The sequence below is a fragment of the Streptomyces sp. NPDC042100 genome, assembly GCF_055582325.1.
On record NZ_JBVJDK010000011.1, the window covers coordinates 268,516 to 286,594 of the forward strand.

Annotated in this window: 15 protein-coding genes and 1 tRNA gene; 9 read left to right on the forward strand and 7 right to left on the reverse strand. The window is 71.2% G+C overall.

Annotated elements, in window-relative coordinates:
* The first annotated feature begins 35 nt into the window (after positions 1 to 35).
* Genes ACZ6J5_RS25430 through ACZ6J5_RS25445 form a run of 4 tightly spaced genes read left to right on the forward strand, consistent with a single transcriptional unit; the run spans position 36 to position 2,950 of the window.
* The gene (locus ACZ6J5_RS25430) at positions 36 to 197 is read left to right on the forward strand and encodes a hypothetical protein (protein WP_469395154.1); all 162 of its coding nucleotides are present in this window, start codon (positions 36 to 38) and stop codon (positions 195 to 197) included.
* Entirely contained in the window at positions 194 to 832 is a 639-nt protein-coding gene (locus ACZ6J5_RS25435; RefSeq protein WP_469395156.1) for an aminodeoxychorismate/anthranilate synthase component II, read from the forward strand. The genes ACZ6J5_RS25430 and ACZ6J5_RS25435 overlap by 4 nt, the downstream gene beginning before the upstream one ends.
* A complete protein-coding gene (locus ACZ6J5_RS25440) occupies positions 829 to 2,235 on the forward strand; it encodes a class E sortase (RefSeq protein WP_469395158.1) in 1,407 nt (468 codons plus the stop codon). The genes ACZ6J5_RS25435 and ACZ6J5_RS25440 overlap by 4 nt, the downstream gene beginning before the upstream one ends.
* A 37-nt stretch (positions 2,236 to 2,272) precedes the next feature.
* Entirely contained in the window at positions 2,273 to 2,950 is a 678-nt protein-coding gene (locus tag ACZ6J5_RS25445) for a class E sortase (RefSeq protein ID WP_469395160.1), read from the forward strand.
* Between the two features lie 95 nt (positions 2,951 to 3,045).
* On the opposite strand, the gene pknB is transcribed toward ACZ6J5_RS25445, so the two are convergent.
* From pknB to ACZ6J5_RS25475, 6 genes are all read right to left on the reverse strand, one after another.
* Positions 3,046 to 5,004 (reverse strand): Stk1 family PASTA domain-containing Ser/Thr kinase, encoded by a 1,959-nt coding sequence (gene pknB / locus ACZ6J5_RS25450; RefSeq protein WP_469395161.1) that lies wholly within the window; start codon positions 5,002 to 5,004, stop codon positions 3,046 to 3,048.
* 157 nt (positions 5,005 to 5,161) lie between these two features.
* Complete coding sequence (locus tag ACZ6J5_RS25455; RefSeq protein ID WP_469395163.1) at positions 5,162 to 6,628, reverse strand: peptidoglycan D,D-transpeptidase FtsI family protein; 1,467 nt, start codon at positions 6,626 to 6,628, stop codon at positions 5,162 to 5,164.
* Positions 6,625 to 8,067, reverse strand: coding sequence for an FtsW/RodA/SpoVE family cell cycle protein (locus ACZ6J5_RS25460; protein ID WP_469395165.1), 1,443 nt, complete (start codon positions 8,065 to 8,067; stop codon positions 6,625 to 6,627). The genes ACZ6J5_RS25455 and ACZ6J5_RS25460 overlap by 4 nt, the downstream gene beginning before the upstream one ends.
* Positions 8,068 to 8,094: 27 nt before the next feature.
* Positions 8,095 to 9,582 carry a Stp1/IreP family PP2C-type Ser/Thr phosphatase gene (locus ACZ6J5_RS25465; protein WP_469395166.1) on the reverse strand — a complete coding sequence of 496 codons (1,488 nt, stop codon included), beginning with the start codon at positions 9,580 to 9,582 and terminating at the stop codon, positions 8,095 to 8,097.
* 185 nt (positions 9,583 to 9,767) lie between these two features.
* The gene (locus ACZ6J5_RS25470) at positions 9,768 to 10,298 is read right to left on the reverse strand and encodes an FHA domain-containing protein FhaB/FipA (protein ID WP_469395168.1); all 531 of its coding nucleotides are present in this window, start codon (positions 10,296 to 10,298) and stop codon (positions 9,768 to 9,770) included.
* 10 nt (positions 10,299 to 10,308) lie between these two features.
* Complete coding sequence (locus ACZ6J5_RS25475; RefSeq protein WP_469395170.1) at positions 10,309 to 11,202, reverse strand: FhaA domain-containing protein; 894 nt, start codon at positions 11,200 to 11,202, stop codon at positions 10,309 to 10,311.
* A gap of 550 nt (positions 11,203 to 11,752) precedes the next feature.
* Between ACZ6J5_RS25475 and ACZ6J5_RS25480 the strand changes: the two genes are divergently transcribed.
* The 3 genes from ACZ6J5_RS25480 to ACZ6J5_RS25490 all read left to right on the forward strand — a co-directional run bounded on the left by ACZ6J5_RS25480 (position 11,753) and on the right by ACZ6J5_RS25490 (position 14,635).
* Positions 11,753 to 11,839: transfer RNA gene (locus tag ACZ6J5_RS25480), tRNA-Leu, on the forward strand.
* 234 nt (positions 11,840 to 12,073) lie between these two features.
* Positions 12,074 to 13,915, forward strand: coding sequence for a sensor histidine kinase (locus ACZ6J5_RS25485; RefSeq protein WP_469395171.1), 1,842 nt, complete (start codon positions 12,074 to 12,076; stop codon positions 13,913 to 13,915).
* 57 nt (positions 13,916 to 13,972) lie between these two features.
* Positions 13,973 to 14,635: a response regulator gene (locus ACZ6J5_RS25490; RefSeq protein WP_469395173.1), complete on the forward strand. Its 663-nt coding sequence runs from the start codon at positions 13,973 to 13,975 to the stop codon at positions 14,633 to 14,635.
* Position 14,636: 1 nt separating this feature from the next.
* On the opposite strand, the gene ACZ6J5_RS25495 is transcribed toward ACZ6J5_RS25490, so the two are convergent.
* A complete protein-coding gene (locus tag ACZ6J5_RS25495) occupies positions 14,637 to 15,092 on the reverse strand; it encodes a MarR family winged helix-turn-helix transcriptional regulator (protein WP_469395175.1) in 456 nt (151 codons plus the stop codon).
* Between the two features lie 168 nt (positions 15,093 to 15,260).
* Between ACZ6J5_RS25495 and ACZ6J5_RS25500 the strand changes: the two genes are divergently transcribed.
* Together ACZ6J5_RS25500 and ACZ6J5_RS25505 are read left to right on the forward strand one after the other, a co-directional pair.
* A complete protein-coding gene (locus tag ACZ6J5_RS25500) occupies positions 15,261 to 16,340 on the forward strand; it encodes a hypothetical protein (protein ID WP_469395240.1) in 1,080 nt (359 codons plus the stop codon).
* 204 nt (positions 16,341 to 16,544) lie between these two features.
* On the forward strand, positions 16,545 to 18,026 hold the full coding sequence (locus tag ACZ6J5_RS25505) for a DUF2252 domain-containing protein (protein ID WP_469395177.1): 1,482 nt from the start codon (positions 16,545 to 16,547) through the stop codon (positions 18,024 to 18,026).
* Positions 18,027 to 18,079 lie beyond the last annotated feature (53 nt).

The window sequence follows — 18,079 nt, forward strand, 5'->3', positions numbered from 1 at the left end:
GGTCCCCGTAACGAACGGAAGGGGCGGCGGACGTCATGTACGGATGGATCTGGCGGCATCTGCCGGGCAACGCATGGATAAGGGCGCTGATCTCGGTCGTGCTCGTCCTCGCGGTCGTCTACGTCCTCTTCCAGTACGTGTTCCCCTGGGCGGAGCCGCTGCTTCCGTTCAACGATGTGACGGTGGACGGCCAGTGAGCGCGCGAATTCTCGTCGTCGACAACTACGACAGCTTCGTCTTCAACCTCGTTCAGTACCTGTACCAGCTCGGCGCCGAGTGCGAGGTGCTGCGCAACGACGAGGTGGAGCTGAGCCACGCCCAGGACGGCTTCGACGGCGTGCTGCTGTCGCCCGGTCCCGGCGCGCCCGAGCAGGCCGGCGTCTGCGTCGACATGGTCCGCCACTGCGCCGCCACCGGCGTGCCGGTCTTCGGCGTCTGCCTCGGGATGCAGTCGATGGCCGTCGCCTACGGCGGGGTCGTCGACCGCGCCCCCGAGCTGCTGCACGGCAAGACCTCCCCGGTCAGCCACGAGGGCAAGGGCGTCTTCGCCGGGCTGCCCTCGCCGTTCACCGCCACCCGCTACCACTCGCTGGCCGCCGAGCCCGCCGCCCTGCCGGCCGAGCTCGAGGTCACCGCGCGCACCGAGGACGGCATCATCATGGGGCTGCGCCACCGCGAACTGCCCGTCGAGGGCGTTCAGTTCCACCCGGAGTCGGTGCTCACCGAGCACGGCCACCTGATGCTCGCCAACTGGCTGGAGCAGTGCGGCGACAAGGGGGCCGTCGCGCGGTCGGCGGGCCTCGCGCCGGTGGTGGGCAAGGCCGTCGCGTGACGAGCGGGTCGCCATGGTTCCGGGCGACGGACGTGCCGGAGGGCGAGCCGCGCCCCCAGGAGCCCGGGGACGTGCCGCCCCAGGCCGGATACCCGGCGGGGCCCCCGCCGCCCGCGTACGAGGCCGGGACGGGCGCCTACGCGCCGATACCGGGCCCGGAGGGCTACCAGGCCCCCCAGCACCCCCAGCCGCCCCAGGAGGGCTACCAGGGCGCCTACACGGCCCCGTACACGCCACCCGCGCCGGCCGCCTACGAGACGCCCGCGCCGGCCCCGTACGAGACGCCCGCGCCGGCCGCCGGCTACGAGCAGCCCGCCCAGCCCGCCCAGGCCGCCTACGAGGCACCCGCGCGGGCCCCGTACGAGCCGCGGCCCGCGCCGACGCCGTACGAGCCGCAGGCCGCGCCCGAGCCGACTCCCGCGCCCCGGCCCGGGTCCGGGCGCCGGGCCACCGCGCGGCCCGTGCACGACACGCCGGTCTACGGGACGCCCGTCTTCGAGGAGCCCGGGACCGCCCCCGGCGCCCCGGTACCCGCCCCCGACGGCACCGCGCCGCTCCCCGGCCCCGGCCGGGCCGAGCGCCGGCGCGCCGCCCGCCGCAAGGGCCGCGGCGCCCCCGGGCCCGCCACCGCGGGCACCGCCGCCACCGGCCCCGCCGGGCCGCGCGAGCCCGCCGCCCCGCTCTCCCGCGTCGAGGCCCGGCGCGCCGCCCGCGCCGCCAAGGACAGCGTCGGCGTCGTCCTGAGCCGCGCCGTCGGCGAACTCTTCATCACCTTCGGCGTCGTCATGCTGCTCTTCGTCACCTACCAGCTGTGGTGGACGAACGTCCGGGCCGGCCAGCAGACCGACAAGGCCAAGGAGCAGATCGAGAACTCCTGGTCGCAGGGCTCGGGCGGCGACGGCACGCCCGACGCCTTCGAACCCGGCCAGGGCTTCGCCATCATGTACATCCCCAAGCTGGACGTCGTCGCCCCGATCGCCGAGGGCATCAGCAAGACCAAGGTCCTCGACAAGGGCCTCGTCGGCCACTACGGCGAGGGCAAGCTGAAGACCGCGATGCCCGGCGACAAGCAGGGCAACTTCGCCGTCGCCGGCCACCGCAACACCCATGGCGAGCCGTTCCGCTACATCAACCAGCTCAAGCCCGGCGACCCGATCGTCGTCGAGACCCGCGACGCCTACTACACGTACGCGATGGCGAGCATCCTGCCGCAGACCTCCCCGTCGAACGTCTCGGTGATCGAACCCGTCCCGAAGGGCTCCGGATTCACCGGACCGGGCCGCTACATCACCCTGACCACGTGCACGCCCGAGTTCACGAGCACGTACCGCATGATCGTCTGGGGAAAGCTGGTCGACGAACGCCCGCGCAGCAAGGGGAAGCCGCCCGCGCTCGTAGGCTGATCCCCACGAGACCACCCACTTTCGACGGGACGACCTAGTGGCACGTGCGCGCAACCGGATCGCCGGGATCATCAGCGTCTTCGGCGAACTCCTCATCACCGCGGGCCTGGTCCTCGGCCTCTTCGTCGTCTACTCGCTGTGGTGGACCAACGTGATCGCCGACCGCGCCGCCGACAAGGACGGCGACCAGGTCCGCGACCACTGGGCCGACAGCGGCCCCGGCGCGCTCGACACCAAGGACGGCATCGGCTTCCTGCACGTCCCCGCCATGGGCAACGGCGAGGTCCTCGTGAAGAAGGGCACCGGCAGCGGCGTCCTCAACAACGGCGTCGCCGGCTACTACACCGACCCCATCAAGTCGGCCCTGCCGCAGGACAAGCAGGGCAACTTCACGCTCGCCGCCCACCGCGACGGCCACGGCGCCAAATTCCACAACATCCACAAGTTGAAGAACGGCGACTCGATCGTCTTCGAGTCCAAGGACACCTGGTACGTCTACAAGGTCTACAAGACGCTCCCGGAGACCACGAAGTACAACGTGGACGTCCTCCAGCCGGTCCCCAAGGAGTCCGGCAAGACCCGGCCCGGCCGCTACATCACCCTCACGACCTGCACCCCGATGTACACCTCGGACTACCGCTACATCGTCTGGGGCGAACTGGAGCGCACCGAGAAGGTCGACGCGAAGCGCACCCCGCCCCCCGAACTCAACTAGGACCTGTCGTCCACAGGTCCCAGACCCGCCGCCCCACGACGACGTAAGCCCCGGCATCCAGGATGCCGGGGCTTACTCACGTACCGCGCGGGGTCCTAGCCGAACCAGCCCCCGCCGCCGTCCTTCTCCGTCTTCACGTTGACCGACTGGTTCGGCTGGCCCTGCGTGCCGGGCGTCGGGTCCTGCTCCTTGATGCGGGCGTCGCCGCTCGCCGGACCGTCCACGTTCCCCAGCTGGTAGCCGAGCGCCGTCAGCGTCGCCCGCGCCTGGTCGATCGTCATGCCGACGATCGGCGGGACGGGCTGCGTGTTCTGCTGCGGGCCCTTGGAGACCTTCAGCACGACCTGCACGTCCTTGGACTGGTTCGTGTTCCCGTTCGGGCTCTGGCTGATGACCGTGCCCGCGGGCTGGTCCGAGTCCACGTCCTGCCGGGACACGTTCGTGAAGCCCAGCACCTGGAGCTGCTGCACCGCCACGTCGTACGTACGGCTGGTGACGTCCGGAAGCTGCGACTTCTGCTTCTTCGCCACCGTGATCGTGACCTTGGAGTCCTTCTCCGCCTGGGAGCCGCCCTTGGGGTTCTGGCTCAGGACCTTGCCCGGCTCCTCGTCGGACTCCTCGGTCTTCACCACGACCTGGAAGCCCTTGCCGCGCAGGGTGTCCTCGGCGCGTGCCTGCGACTGCTCGACGACGTCCGGGACCTCGATCTGCGGCGCGCCCTCCGAGACGACCACGGAGATCGTCTCGTTCATGTTCATCTTCGCCGTCGGGTCGTACGCCGGCGTCTGCGAGCAGATCGCGCCCTTCGGCTGGTCACAGCGCTCGGTGCCGGTCTGCGCGACCTTCACCTGCGCGTTGACCGCCAGGCCCTCCGCTTCCTTCAGCGTCTTGCCGACGAACTGCGGCACCGGCACCTGCTGGGCGCCTTCCTTCTTGTCGAAGATCGAGACACCGACGAAGATCGCGCCCACCAGCACCAGCAGACCCGCCAGGATCAGCAGGATCGTCGAGGTGTTCGACTTCTTCTGCCGCCGCCGGTCCGGACGGTCGTCGTACCCGCCGTAGCCGCCGTCGTCCCCGTTCACCGGGGGCAGCATCGTCGTCTGGCCCGCCGGGTCCGCCTGGCGCAGCGCCGTCGTCGGCTGGTCCTCCGGGTAGCCGCCGTAGCCGCCCCCGTACCCGGCCGCGCCCATCGCGACGCTCGCCGCGACCGGCTGCCCGTCGAGGCACGCCTCGATGTCGGCCCGCATCTCGTCCGCGGACTGGTAGCGGTAGTCGGGGTCCTTGACCAGCGCCTTCAGGACGATGGCGTCCATCTCGGGCGTGATCTCGGGATCGAACACGCTCGGCGGCTGCGGCTCCTCCCGCACGTGCTGGTACGCGACGGCGACCGGCGAGTCGCCGATGAACGGCGGCCGGACCGTCAGCAGCTCGTACAGCAGGCAGCCCGTGGAGTACAGGTCGGAGCGGGCGTCGACCTGCTCGCCCTTGGCCTGCTCCGGGGAGAGGTACTGGGCCGTGCCGATCACCGCGGACGTCTGGGTCATGGTCATGCCCGAGTCGCCCATGGCGCGCGCGATGCCGAAGTCCATGACCTTGACCTGACCGGTACGGGTCAGCATCACGTTCGCCGGCTTGATGTCGCGGTGCACGATCCCGGCGCGGTGCGAGTACTCCAGCGCTTGGAGGATGCCGACGGTCATCTCCAGCGTGCGCTCGGGCAGCAGCTTGCGCCCGGAGTGGAGCAGCTCACGCAGCGTCGAGCCGTCCACGTACTCCATCACGATGTACGGGATGGAGACACCGTCGACGTAGTCCTCGCCGGTGTCGTAGACCGCGACGATCGCCGGGTGGTTGAGCGAGGCGGCGGACTGGGCCTCCCGGCGGAACCGGGCCTGGAAGGACGGATCACGGGCGAGATCCGCCCGCAGCGTCTTCACGGCCACGGTGCGGCCGAGCCGGGTGTCGTGCGCGAGGTACACCTCGGCCATGCCACCACGGCCGAGCACCGAGCCCAGCTCGTACCGGCCGCCGAGGCGACGCGGCTCTTCCATAGCTACTCCAGCCCTCTCCGTCTGTCCCGACCGCACCCGTGTGTGGTCCGGCGGTGTGTGCTGTTCGCGCATACGCTACCGGCCGCGGGACGGCGCTTCGTCCGTCGGCCGCCACCTGATACCCGACCGGTATGCGGCCCCGGACCCCGCCACCGGCTCAGCTCTTGCTCTTCAGCACCGCCTTCATCACGGCCTTGGCGATCGGCGCGGCCAGGCCGCCACCGGAGATGTCACCGCGGTCGGTGCCCTGCGAGTCCTCGACGATCACCGCGACCGCGACCGGAGAACCCTGCGCCGTCCTCGCGTACGAGATGAACCACGCGTACGGGCGCTTCGCGTTCTTCTCGCCGTGCTGCGCCGTACCCGTCTTGCCGCCGACCTTCACGCCGTCCATGCCCACGGCGGCGTTGCCACCGGTGCCCTTCTCGACGACGTTCTCCATCATCTGCTGGATGAGCTGCGCGTTCTTCTGCGACAGCGGCCGGCTCATCTCCTCCGGCTCGGTCTTCTTGATGATGTCCAGGTTCGGCGCGGTCAGCTGGTCGATCATGTACGGCTTCATCAGCTTGCCGTCGTTGGCGATCGCCGCCGTCACCATCGCCATCTGCAGCGGCGTCGTCGCCGTGTTGAACTGGCCGATCGACGACAGCGCGTTGCCACCGCGGTCGGCGTTCTTGTCGTACACCGACGCCGCCGAACGCACCGGCGTGAACTGCTCGGCGTTGAAGCCGAACTTCTCCGCCGTCTCCAGCATCTTGTCCCGGCCCACGTCGTCGCCCAGCTTCGCGAAGACCGAGTTGCAGGAGATCCGCAGCGCCTCGTTCAGGCTCGCGTTCGCGCAGCCGCCGTGCTGGTTCTTCATCGGCATCGTCGACAGCGGGATCTTCCAGCCCTCGGGGGTGTCCGTCGCCGCGTTGATGTCCGTGACCTTGCCGCTCTCCAGCGCCGCCGCGGCCGTGACGACCTTGAAGACGGAGCCGGGCGGGTAGATCTCACGCAGCGCCCGGTTCAGCTTGGGCTTGTTCTTGTCCTTCTCCAGCGCCTGCCACGCCTTGGCGTCCTTGTCGTGGTAGCCGGCGAAGGAACCCGGGTCGTACGAGGGGGTGGACGCCAGCGCCAGGATCTTGCCGGTCGACGGCTCGATCGCCACGACCGCGCCCGTCTTGTTGCCGAGCCCGTTGAACGCGGCCTTCTGCGCGGCCCCGTTCAGGGTGGTGACGACGTCGCCGCCCTTCTTCTTCTGCCCTGTGAACATCGACAGCGTCCTGTCGAAGAACAGCCGGTCGTCGTTGCCGGTGAGGATGCCGTCCTCGATCTTCTCCAGCTGGTTGGCGTCGAAGGCCTGCGAGGCGTACCCCGTCACCGGCGCCCACATCGGGCCGTCGATGTACGTCCGCTTGTACGCGTAGAAGTTGTCGCCCGAGTCGACGGAGCCGGTGATCGGCTTGCCGTCGACGATGATGTTGCCCCGCTCGTTGGAGTAGCGCTCGATCTGGACCCGCTTGTTCTTCGGGTTCGCGTTGAGCTCGTCCGCGCGGACGAACTGGAGCCAGTTGTCCCGCACCAGCAGGGCGAAGATCAGCAGTCCGCAGAAGATCGCGACACGGCGCAGCGGCTTGTTCACGGACGGACCACCTGCGTCATCTCGGCGTCGGGGTTCGGGGCGGGGGAGGGCGCGGGCCGCCGCGCGGTGTCGCTGATCCGGATCAGCACACCGATCAGCGCCCAGTTGGCGATCACGGACGAACCGCCGTACGCCAGGAACGGCATCGTCATACCGGTCAGCGGGATGAGGCCCATCACACCGCCGGCGACCACGAAGACCTGCAGCGCGAACGCGCCGGACAGGCCCATCGCCAGGAGCTTGCCGAAGGGGTCGCGGGCCGCCAGGGCGGTGCGTACACCCCGCTCGATGATCAGGCCGTACAGCAGCAGGAAGACCATGACGCCGGCCAGGCCCAGCTCCTCGCCGACCGTGGCGAAGATGAAGTCCGAGTTCGCGGCGAAGCCGATCAGGTCCGAATTGCCCTGGCCGATCCCGGTGCCGAGGATGCCGCCGGAGCCGAAGGACATCAGCACCTGCGTCATCTGGTCGCAGGCGTTTGCCATGTTGGAGCCCTCGGCGGCCGTCTTCAGGCACTCGAACGGGTCGAGCCACGCCGCCACACGCGACTGCACGTGGCTCGCCGTCGACCCCACGACCACCGCGCCGCCCGCCGACATCAGCAGACCGATGACGATCCAGCTCGTCCGCTCCGTCGCCACGTACAGCATGATCACGAACATGCCGAAGAACAGCAGCGAGGTGCCCAGGTCGTTCTCGAAGACCAGGATCAGCAGGCTGACCGCCCAGATCGTCACGATCGGGCCCAGGTCGCGCCCGCGCGGCAGGTACAGCCCCATGAACCGGCGGCTCGCCAGCGCCAGCGCGTCCCGCTTCACCATCAGATAGCCGGAGAAGAACACGGCCAGGACCAGCTTCGCGAACTCACCGGGCTGGATCGAGAAACCCGCGACGTTGATCCAGATCTTCGCGCCGAAGACGTCCGAACCGAGCCCCGGCACCAGCGGCAGCAGCAGCAGCACCAGCGCCGCCACCATCGAGATGTACGTGTAGCGCTGCAGCACCCGGTGGTCCTTCAGCACCAGCAGCACGCCCACGAACATGGCGATGCCGATCGCCGAGTACAGCATCTGCTTCGGCGCGTCCGGACTGAACGAGCCGTACGCGCTCGTCGCCCGCTGGATCAGCCGGGGCGACTGGTCCAGCCGCCAGATCAGCACCAGCCCCAGCCCGTTGAGCAGCGTGCCCAGCGGCAGCAGCAGCGGGTCGGCGTACGGCGCGAACTTGCGCACCACGAGGTGCGCGACGCCCGCGAGCAGGGCCAGCCCCGCCCCGTAGCCGAGCATGCCCGGCGGCACCTTGCCGTCGATCGCCAGACCGACGTTCAGATACGCGAAGACCGGGATGGCGACGGCGAACGCCAGCAGCGCCAGCTCGGTGTTCCGCCGGCTCGGCGCCTCGATGGCGCCGATCGTGGTCGTGTTGGTGACAACGCTCATGTGGTGAAAGGCCCCCTACGGGTCTGCCTACTGCTTGCCGCAGTTCGAGGCCAGCTTCTGCTCTTCCGCGGTCAGGGTCGGACCCGGGGACGGTGCGGCTGTGGTCGGCTTGGCGTTCGGCGAGGCGGTGCCGTCCGCGGGCGGCGGCGTGCTCGCCTTGTCCGCGGCGGCGGCAGCGGCCTTGCGGCGCTCGTCCGACTTCTTGCAGGCCGAGGCCTGCGCGGCGAGCTCGGTGATCTTCGTCTGCGCCTTGTCGAGGCCGCCACCGGCGATGGTGTCCTCGACCTGCTTGCGCTGGTACTCCGGCAGGTACTTGAGTTCGATCTCGGGGTGGTCCTTCTCGACCTCGGAGAGCTTCACCCACGCCAGGTCCTGGCTGATGCCCCGGTACAGCGCCACGTGCTCGTCCTTCGAGCCCACGAAGTACTGGGTCTGCGTCCAGCGCCACCCGCCGTACAGCGCGCCGCCGACCACGGCGAGCGCCAGCACCAGCAGGAACGAGCGCTTCAGCCACACCCGGCCCGCGGACCGGGGCTTCTCGAAGTCGTCGTCCCCGTACGCGCCGAAGGAGCCCTGCGGAGGCATCCCCCCGTAGCCGTGGTCGTCACCGCTGCCGGGCGGACCGAAACCGCCGGCCGGCGGCTGCTGGTGCGGCGCCGGCCGGCCCAGCCCGGAGGCCCGGCCCGCGGGCGTGTGCATCGCACCGCCGTCGTTCAACTGCGCCTGGTTCTCGGCGACCGCGCCCACGATCACGGGGGTGTCGCTCAGATGACCGGCGAGGGTGTCGCCGCCGTCGACGTCCAGGACGTCCGCGACGATCACCGTGATGTTGTCCGGGCCGCCGCCGCGCAGCGCGAGCTGGATCAGCTCCTGCACCGTCTCCTGCGGGCCCTGGTAGCTGGCGAGGGTCTCCTCCAGCGTCTGGTGCGACACCACGCCCGACAGGCCGTCCGAGCAGACCAGATAGCGGTCCCCGGCCCGTACCTCGCGGATCGAGAGGTCGGGCTCCACATGGTCGCCGCTGCCCAGCGCCCGCATCAGCAGCGAACGCTGCGGATGCGTCGTCGCCTCCTCCTCGGTGATCCGGCCCTCGTCGACGAGCCGCTGCACCCAGGTGTGGTCCTGCGTGATCTGCGTCAGCACCCCGTCGCGCAGCAGATAGGCGCGCGAGTCGCCCACGTGCACCAGACCGAGGCGCTGCCCCGTCCACAGCAGGGCCGTGAGCGTCGTGCCCATGCCCTCCAGCTGCGGGTCCTCGTCGACCATCATCCGGAGCTGGTCGTTGGCGCGCTGCACCGCCGTGCCGAGCGAGGTGAGGATGTCCGAACCGGGGACGTCGTCGTCCAGCGTCACCAGCGTCGAGATCACCTCGGACGAGGCGACCTCACCGGCGGCCTGACCGCCCATGCCGTCGGCGATCGCGAGCAGTCGCGGACCCGCGTAACCGGAGTCCTCGTTGCCCTCGCGGATCATGCCCTTGTGCGAGCCCGCGGCGAACCGCAGAGACAGACTCATGCCCACCTGCCCTGTCGGTGCCGCATCGGGGTGCCGTCGGTCTCGAGCCACACTGCCCACCCTCCGGTCGGGAGCACGTAACCGCCCCGGCCCGCTGCCCGGGCTGCCACGCGCTCCCGGCGGCGGCCCTTCGTGGGGACCGTCCCGGGGCGCTCGCTCCGCTCGCGCTCAATCATGACGTAGCACTACTTCCGAAGCTCGATGACGGTCTTGCCGATCCGGATCGGCGCGCCCAGCGGAATCGGCGTCGCGGTGGTGAGACGGGTCCGGTCGAGATACGTGCCGTTCGTGGACCCGAGATCCTCGACGATCCACTGGCCGTCCCGGTCCGGGTAGATCCTGGCGTGCCGGCTGGACGCGTAGTCGTCGTCCAGCACGATCGTCGAGTCGTGGGCCCGGCCCAGCGTGATGGTCTGGCCCTGCAGGGCGACCGTCGTGCCGGTGAGGGTGCCCTCGGAGACGACGAGTTTCGTCGGGGCGCCGCGGCGCTGCCGCCCGCCGCCACCGCCGCCGGCCGCGGCCTGCTGGCCGCGCTGCTGCGGGGGCGCCGCCTGGCGCGCGGTCTGCTGCGGGCGCGCCTCCTGGCGGCGCGAGCCGCGTTGGGTGACCCGCGTGCCGAACAGGTCACTGCGGATGACCTGGACGGCCACGATCACGAACAGCCACAGAACGGCCAGGAAACCCAACCGCATGACCGTCAGGGTCAGCTCTGACATTGCCCCCGCTTCACCCTTCGGCTTGCCGGTAAACGATGGTGGTGCTGCCCACGACGATCCGCGAGCCGTCGCGGAGCGTAGCGCGGGTGGTGTGCTGCCCGTCCACCACGATGCCGTTGGTGGACCCGAGATCCTGGATCGTCGAGGGCGTTCCGGTCCGGATCTCGCAGTGCCGGCGGGAGACGCCGGGATCGTCGATCCGCACGTCCGCGTCGGTGCTGCGGCCGAGGACCAGAGTCGGGCGGGAAATCTGATGACGGGTGCCGTTGATCTCGATCCAGCGGCGCACCTGGCCGCCCGCCGGGGAGGCGGGCCCCGGCCCGCCGGGCCGGGCCGCGGCCGGAGCCGTCGGACGGTGGCCGGGCATCGCGGGGGCACCCGGCGGCGGGGCCGCGGGCATCGGCGGAGCGCTGGCCGGCGAACCGCCCTGCGGATAGCCGTAGCCGCCGCGGGCCGACTGCTGGTGCTGCGGCTGCTGCGGCTGCTGCGGCTGCTGCGGCGCCTGCTGGCCCTGCGGGGACTGTGACGAACTAGACGCGAGCGTACGGCTGCGCACCCGGTACAGACCGGTGTCGAGGTCGTCGGCCTTCTCCAGGTGGACCTTGATCGGGCCCATGAAGGTGTACCGCTGCTGCTTGGCGTAGTCCCGGACCAGACCGGCGAGCTCGTCGCCGAGCTGACCCGAGTAGGGGCTGAGGCGCTCGTAGTCCGGCGCGCTCAGCTCCACGATGAAGTCGTTGGGGACGACGGTCCGCTCGCGGTTCCAGATCGTCGCGTTGTTGTCGCACTCGCGCTGGAGCGCGCCGGCGATCTCGACGGGCTGGACCTCGGACTTGAAGACCTTGGCGAAGGTGCCGTTGACCAGACCTTCGAGTCGCTGCTCGAACCTCTTCAGGACTCCCATGGGGCACCTCCTCCGTCGTTGTCGTCCTGGTACTGCTTACTGATCGTATCCACGCGTCGGGAAATCGGCTGGTTCCCCTTCTCTGCCCTGTGGACGAGTGTCACCCCTCACAGACCTTCCGCAGACCCTCGACGACCTTCTTCGCGGACCTTTCGGCGGGCCGTCCCCACGGATCGTAGAGGCGCCCTGTGGACAGTGTCCCGCACCCGGCGCCGGAGCAGGAGGGCCCCGTGCGTCACTCGTCGCCCACCCGTCCGTCACGACCCCGGGACTCGGCCCGTCCTCCTTCGCCTTCCTTCACCTTCCTTCGCATTCCTCCACCTTCCTCCATCACGCCGTGTCCACTGTCACTGCCCCCTTCCTCCCGCTGCCCTTCCTCCCGCTGTCCTTTCTCCCGTCCTTCCTCCTCCCGCTGCCCTTCCTCCCCACTCCTCGTCATCCCAGGCGGGCCCGAAACAACGGATGTGAATCCACCGCCTCCGACGTGCTAATCTTCAGATGTCGCCAGGCGGACGGGCCGAAAAGCCAAGAAGCTCGGAGACCACCCAATGCGCGGGTGGCGGAATAGGCAGACGCGCTGGATTCAGGTTCCAGTGCCCGAAAGGGCGTGGGGGTTCAACTCCCCCCTCGCGCACCAGACGGAAGCCCCGCAGGTCGAAAGACCTGCGGGGCTTCCGCGTGTTGTGGTCGGGGTCTGGGCTGGTACCGGGGATCGGCGCCGCTGCCGGTCGGTCCGGGTACGGGGTCCGAGGTCGGGGTACGGGGTCGGGGTACGGGCCCGCCGGGGGCCGCTCGGGCAACGACGTTCGTCGGTGCGGGGCGCGACGAAAGAGGACGGCGGGCGGACGAGCGGGCCGCCTATCGTGCGGACGTGGAAGCTCCTCCGAAGATCAGCACGTGGCCCGGCGCCGCCTGGCGATGGTTCGTGTCGCCCGGCGACTGGTCGCGCCGCAGGACCGCCGGCGAAGTGATCCTCGCCCTCGTGATGGGCCTGCTGGCCGCCGGTACGCAGGACGTGCTCCAGGCCGGCGAGGGCTGGGGGCTCGCCGGAGTCGCCCTGGGCTCCGCCGCGTTGTCGCTGCTGCGCCGCAGGCTGCCCGCGACCGTCCTCGTCGTCACGTCGCTCCTCGCGCCCTTCGTGCCCGGACTCCTCGCGCTGCTGATCCTCATCGGCTGGTCCGCGGGCCGCTACATCGCGGGCGCGGGGCGGGCCCTGGCCGCGTTCACCACGGCGTACGTGCTGAACGTGGCGGGCACGGTCGTCGAGGCGTGGGACGAGCGCATGATCCTCACGCTCTCCTTCATCACCACGCTCTACTTCTTCGCGACCACGCTCGCCCCGGGCCTCGCGCACCGTTACTGGACCCAGCGGCGCACCCTGCTGCACGCCCTGCAGCAGCGCAACGCGCAGCTGATCAGGGAGCGGGCGATGGTCGCCGGGCAGGCGCGGCTGCGCGAGCGGCAGCGCATCGCGCAGGACATGCACGACAGCCTGGGCCACCAACTCGCCCTGATATCGGTGCACACGGGCGCCCTGGAGGTCGACCCGAACCTGACCGACCGCCAGCGCGAGGTCGTCGGCGTCCTGCGGAACGCGTCGGTGGACGCCATGCACGAGCTGCGCGAGGTCGTCGGCATCCTGCGGGACGGGGTGGAGGCACCCGACGAGGGCGGGGGCGTCGCGCTGACGCGGCCCGGGGACGAGACGGGCCGGGCGGCGCGCGGCACCGCGGGCATCGAGGGGCTGGTGGCCGCGGCCCGTTCGGCCGGGACCGCCATCGAGCTGGCCCGGCACGGCGAGACCCGGCCGCTGGCACCGGCCGTCGACCACGCCGCGTACAGGATCGTCCAGGAGGGCCTGACGAACGCGTACAAGTACGCGCCGGGGGCTGCCATCTGCGTCGAAGTGCGCTACGAGCCGGACGCGTTCGTCGTCGAGGTCCTCAACGAGCGGGCGACGGCCGAGCCGACCGACGTCGTCAGCGGCGGACAGGGCCTCACCGGGCTGCACGAGCGGGCCCGGCTGGTCGGCGGCATCGTCCACGCGGGCCCGGCGGACGGCGGCGGCTTCCGCGTCGCGGGCGTCCTGCCGTACGGGGCGGTCGAGGCTACCCCGTACGTCGAGCCGGACCCGGTGACGGCGGCCCTCCACCTGGGCGCCACGGCGCACGGGGTCCCGCCGGGCGGCGTTCCCGCCGATCCTTTCGTCGACGCGGCCGACGACTTCCGGCAGCAGTCACGACGGCTCCGCCCGCGGGACGGTGGGCGGACCGCGGTCGGAAAGCCCGACTGGACGGTGACCGAACGGGAGTGGGCGATGGCGATGCGCGCGGGCAGGGGCAGGAGCACGGGCGGAGGGATAGCGATCGGGTGCGGGATCGCCTTCGCGTCCCTGGTGCTGCTGCTGGTGGCGGGCGCCTTCGGCCTCTACTTCCTGATGGGTTCGATGCAGGACGGGATGATCGGGCCGGGCGCGTACGACGCCGTCAAGGTCGGGCAGAGCGAGCAGGAGGTCCGCGAGCGGCTTCCTTCGGGTGACACCATCGCCACCACCGGTCTGCACGGCAAGGGCCCCAAGGAGCCGGAGGGTTCCTCGTGCCTGGTGCTGATGAGCTCGGAGACCGGGGAGAGCTCGCAGAGCGAGCCTGTTTTCCGGTTCTGCTTCAAGGACGGCAAGCTGATCGAGAAGAAGTCGTACGAGGTCGTGCGCTAGACGGGACCGGCGCGGCGCCGACGCGGGAGTCGGGGCGCGAGCCGTTGGGGAGTGGCTGTGGCAGGGCGCCAGCAGATCAGGATCGTGATCGCCGATGACGAACCCCTGATCAGGGCAGGGATCAGGATGATCCTCACCTCGGACCCGGAGATCGAGGTCGTCGCCGAGGCGGCGAACGGCCGGGAGGCGGTCGACCTGGCCCGGGCGCACGCCGCCGACGTCCTGCTGCTCGACATCCAGATGCCGGTCCTCGACGGGCTCTCCGCCCTGCCGGAGCTGCGCCGGGCGGCGCCGTCGACACGGGTCATCGTGCTGACGACGTTCGGCGAGCGGGACAACGTCCTGCGGGCCCTGGAGCACGGCGGCGCGGGTTTCCTGCTCAAGGACACCGCGCCGGCCGAGCTCATCCGCGCCGTGCGGGCCGCGGCGGCGGGGGACGCGTATCTCTCCCCCGCCGCGACCCGCCACGTGGTCGAGCAGCTGGCCTCCGGGCGGGAGGCGTCACGGGCGGAGCAGGCACGGACCCGGCTCACGGCGCTCAGCGAACGGGAGCGGGAGGTGCTGGCCCTGTTGGGCGAGGGTCTGTCCAACGCGGACGCGGGCCGACGGCTGCACATGAGCGAGGCGACGGTGAAGACGTACGTGAGCCGCATCCTGGCCAAGCTGGGCTGCGAGAACCGGGTCCAGGCGGCCCTGCTGGCCCGGGACGCGGGCCTCTGACTCAGCCCTCGGTGCCCGGGAAGCCCGGGGCGCCCGCCGCGTTGTAGCGGAGGAGGTAGGCGGCGAAGCGGGAGAGGTCCTCGGCCGACCAGTCCTTGAGGCGCTCCTCGAAGACCGCCTGGCGGCTGGCAAGGGTGGAGGAGAGGAGCCCGGTGCCCTTCTCGGTGGGGTGGAGCACCTGGACCCGGTGGTCGTCCGGATCGGGGCGCCGCTCGACCAGGCCCAGCTTCTCCAGCGTGCCGACCTGGCGGCTGACCGTCGACTTGTCCAGCAGGTAGTGCGCGGCGAGGTCCGTGGCCCGGCAGCCCTGCTGGTTGTCGATGTGGGCGAGGAGCGTGTAGGAGACCAGCGGCAGCTCCGGGTGGAGGCGGGCCGCCGCGGCCCGCGCCCGGCGGGCGAAGGCGGTCAGCTCCCGTTCGATGGTGTCGAGGGCGGTGTCCCGCGCGCCGTCGCTCATGTGTGTTCCCTGTCGCCGTGGACCCCCGTGGCCCGGCCCGATCTTTCAGTTGTATAGTACAACAGTTATTTAGTTGTAAAAGCCAACCATGGAGGTTTCGTGTCCGCGGGAACGACCACCAAGGGAGCGTTGCGCCACGTCCTCGGGCATCTGCTCACCCCCCTGCTGATGTGCCTCGGCATGGGCCTCGCCTACCTGGGTGCCTTCCACGCCCCCGCACCCCACGACCTGCGCGTCGACGTCGTCGGCTCCGGACCGCGCGCCCAGGTCCTCGCCCAGACCCTCCACGACCAGGGCGCCGGCGCCCTCGACGTCCGCACCGTCCCCGACCGCGCCACCGCCACCGCCCACCTCCGCGACAGGTCCAGCTTCGGCGCCTACCTCCCCGGCGACGGGCACCCCGGCGCCCAGGCCGCAGGCCCCGAACTCCTCGTCGCCTCCGCCTCCTCCGACACCAGCGCCAAGGCCGTCGAGAAGGTCTTCACCAAGGTCGCCGCCGCCCAGGGCGCACCCCTGAAGGTCACCGACGTCGTCCCCGTCTCGTCCGGCGACCCCACCGGGCAGGGCGTCTTCTTCCTGCTCGTCGCCCTCAGCATCGGCTCGTACGCCTCCGTCGCCGTCATCGGCGGCGCCGGAGCCGTCCTGCCCATGCGGATCCGGGCCCTGCTCGCCGCCGCGACCTCCCTCGTCGTCAGCCTCATCGGCGCGCTCTTCGCCGGCCCGCTATTCCACCTCGTCGACCAAGGACTCGCCGGAGTGTGGGCCCTGGCCTGGCTGTACAGCGCGGGCATCCTCCTGATCGGCATCGGCCTGCACACCTACCTCAAGCGCTGGACCACACTCGGCGTGATGGTCCTGTTCGTGATGCTCAACTTCACCAGCTCCGGCGGCATCTTCCGCCCCGAGCTCCAGCCCGGTCTCTTCGGCTCGCTCCACGCCTTCTGGAACGGCGCCGGCTTCGTCGAGGGCGTCCGGGGCCACGTCTACCTCGACGGCCAGGGCCTCGGCCGCGACGTCCTCGTCCTCGCCCTCTGGTTCCTCGCCGGCGTCCTCCTCACGGCCCTCGCCGCCCGGACCGAGGCCCGGCGCGCGATGTCGACAGGTGCCGGCCAGACCCCCGCGGGGCGGGCGAGCGGGCGGGAGCAGGAGAAGGCGACGAGGGAAGAGGCGGAGAAGTCGGCGGAGAAGTCGGCGGAGAAGTCGGCGGAGGAGTCGGAGGAGGAGATGGAGGAGGCCGTAGTGGTCTGACCGGACCCGTGAGCCGAGGGGGCAAGGGCGCCTGGGCGCGGCCGGAACGGTGTTGTCGTGTCCTCCGATGTCGGGGGTGAAGAGTTGTCCACAGGGCGTTATCCACAGGGGAAGACGGCCTGGTGGCCCCGGCTGTACCGTCGTGCCCAGTCGACGAAGTTGATGTTGGCAGCCAGGCAGGCGAGAGTCGGGGGAGGCCGTCCCATGGACGAGATCAGGACAGCGGTTCCGGGGCAGCGCGCACGCACGACGCACGGCGCGGGACGCATCCCGCACGTGCCCGGATTCGCCCGGCGCCCCGAAGCCGGGACCGGCGGAGCCGCCTCCGCCGCCCCCGCGGCCTCCGCCAAAGAGCGTGGCAAGGAGCTGCGGACCGGCGTCCCCCGGGCCTCCCACAGCACGCTCGTCCTCGCCGCCGGACGCCCCGACGCCGTCGCCGCCGTGGAGGAGTCCAGCCGGGGGCGGGTCGCGGCGCTCGCACCGATACGGGTGGGCAGGATGGCGGCCAGCCCCTTCGCCTTCCTGCGCGGCTCCGCCGGGCTCATGGCCCACGACCTCGTCGGCACCCCCGTCACCGGCATAGCCGCCCAGCTCTGCGGGGACGCGCACGCCGCCAACTTCGGCCTCTACGGCGACGCCCGAGGACGCCTCGTCATCGACCTCAACGACTTCGACGAGACCGTCGTGGGCCCCTGGGAGTGGGACCTCAAGCGGCTCGCCACCTCCCTCGTGCTCGCCGGGCGCGAGGTGGGCGCCGACGAGGAGATGTGCCGGGCCGCCGCCTTCGACACCGTCGGCGCCTACCGCCGCACCATGCGCCTGCTGGCCCGGCTCCCCGCGCTCGACGCCTGGAACGCCATAGCGGACGAAGAGCTCGTCTCCCACACCGACGCCCGCGACCTCATAGGCACCCTGGAGCGGGTCTCGGCGAAGGCCCGCAACAACACCAGCGCCCGGTTCGCCACCCGCTCCACCGAGGCCGTCCCCGACGAGGAGGGCGGCGGCAGACGCTTCGTCGACGCGCCGCCCGTGCTGCGCCGGGTCCCGGACCGGGAGGCGGCGGCGGTGGCCGCGGCCCTCGGCGAGTACGTGGAGACCGTCTCCGAGGACCGGCTGCCGCTCCTCGCGCGGTACGCGGTCCATGACGTGGCCTTCCGCGTGGTCGGCACCGGCAGCGTCGGCACCCGGTCCTACGTGGTGCTGCTCCTCGACCACCGGGGCGAGCCGCTGGTCCTCCAGGTCAAGGAGGCCCGCCCCTCGGCGCTGCTGCCGTACCTTCCGGCGGCCGGCTTCACCGTCCCGGACGAGGCCCACGAGGGCCGGCGGGTGGTGCTGGGGCAGAAGCGGATGCAGGTCGTGAGCGACATCCTGCTCGGCTGGACGACCGTGGAGGGGCGGCCGTACCAGGTGCGCCAGTTCCGTAACCGCAAGGGCAGCGTGGACCCGGGCGCCCTGACCGCCGAGCAGGTCGACGACTACGGGCGCATGACCGGCGCCCTGCTCGCCCGGGCCCACGCCCACAGCGCGGACCCGCGGCTGATCGCCGGCTACTGCGGCAAGAACGAAGAGCTCGACGAGGCCGTCGCGGCCTTCGCCGTCACCTACGCGGACCGCACCACCGCGGACCACGAGGACCTGCTGTCGGCGATCCGCACCGGGCGCATAGCGGCGGAGCTGGGCGTCTGACGTTCTGCCTTCGCGGTGGGGCTGGGTGGGGCGGGGCGGGTGGTGTGAGGTGG

Excerpts from the sequence above, each read along its gene's own strand:
- ACZ6J5_RS25470 (WP_469395168.1), bottom strand. The coding sequence starts at position 10,298 with ATGTCAGAGCTGACCCTGACGGTCATGCGGTTGGGTTTCCTGGCCGTT.
- ACZ6J5_RS25500 (WP_469395240.1), top strand. The coding sequence starts at position 15,261 with ATGTGCCTCGGCATGGGCCTCGCCTACCTGGGTGCCTTCCACGCCCCC.
- ACZ6J5_RS25505 (WP_469395177.1), top strand. The coding sequence starts at position 16,545 with ATGGACGAGATCAGGACAGCGGTTCCGGGGCAGCGCGCACGCACGACG.
- ACZ6J5_RS25430 (WP_469395154.1), top strand. The coding sequence starts at position 36 with ATGTACGGATGGATCTGGCGGCATCTGCCGGGCAACGCATGGATAAGG.
- pknB (WP_469395161.1), bottom strand. The coding sequence starts at position 5,004 with ATGGAAGAGCCGCGTCGCCTCGGCGGCCGGTACGAGCTGGGCTCGGTG.
- ACZ6J5_RS25495 (WP_469395175.1), bottom strand. The coding sequence starts at position 15,092 with ATGAGCGACGGCGCGCGGGACACCGCCCTCGACACCATCGAACGGGAG.
- ACZ6J5_RS25465 (WP_469395166.1), bottom strand. The coding sequence starts at position 9,582 with ATGAGTCTGTCTCTGCGGTTCGCCGCGGGCTCGCACAAGGGCATGATC.
- ACZ6J5_RS25475 (WP_469395170.1), bottom strand. The coding sequence starts at position 11,202 with ATGGGAGTCCTGAAGAGGTTCGAGCAGCGACTCGAAGGTCTGGTCAAC.
- ACZ6J5_RS25460 (WP_469395165.1), bottom strand. The coding sequence starts at position 8,067 with ATGAGCGTTGTCACCAACACGACCACGATCGGCGCCATCGAGGCGCCG.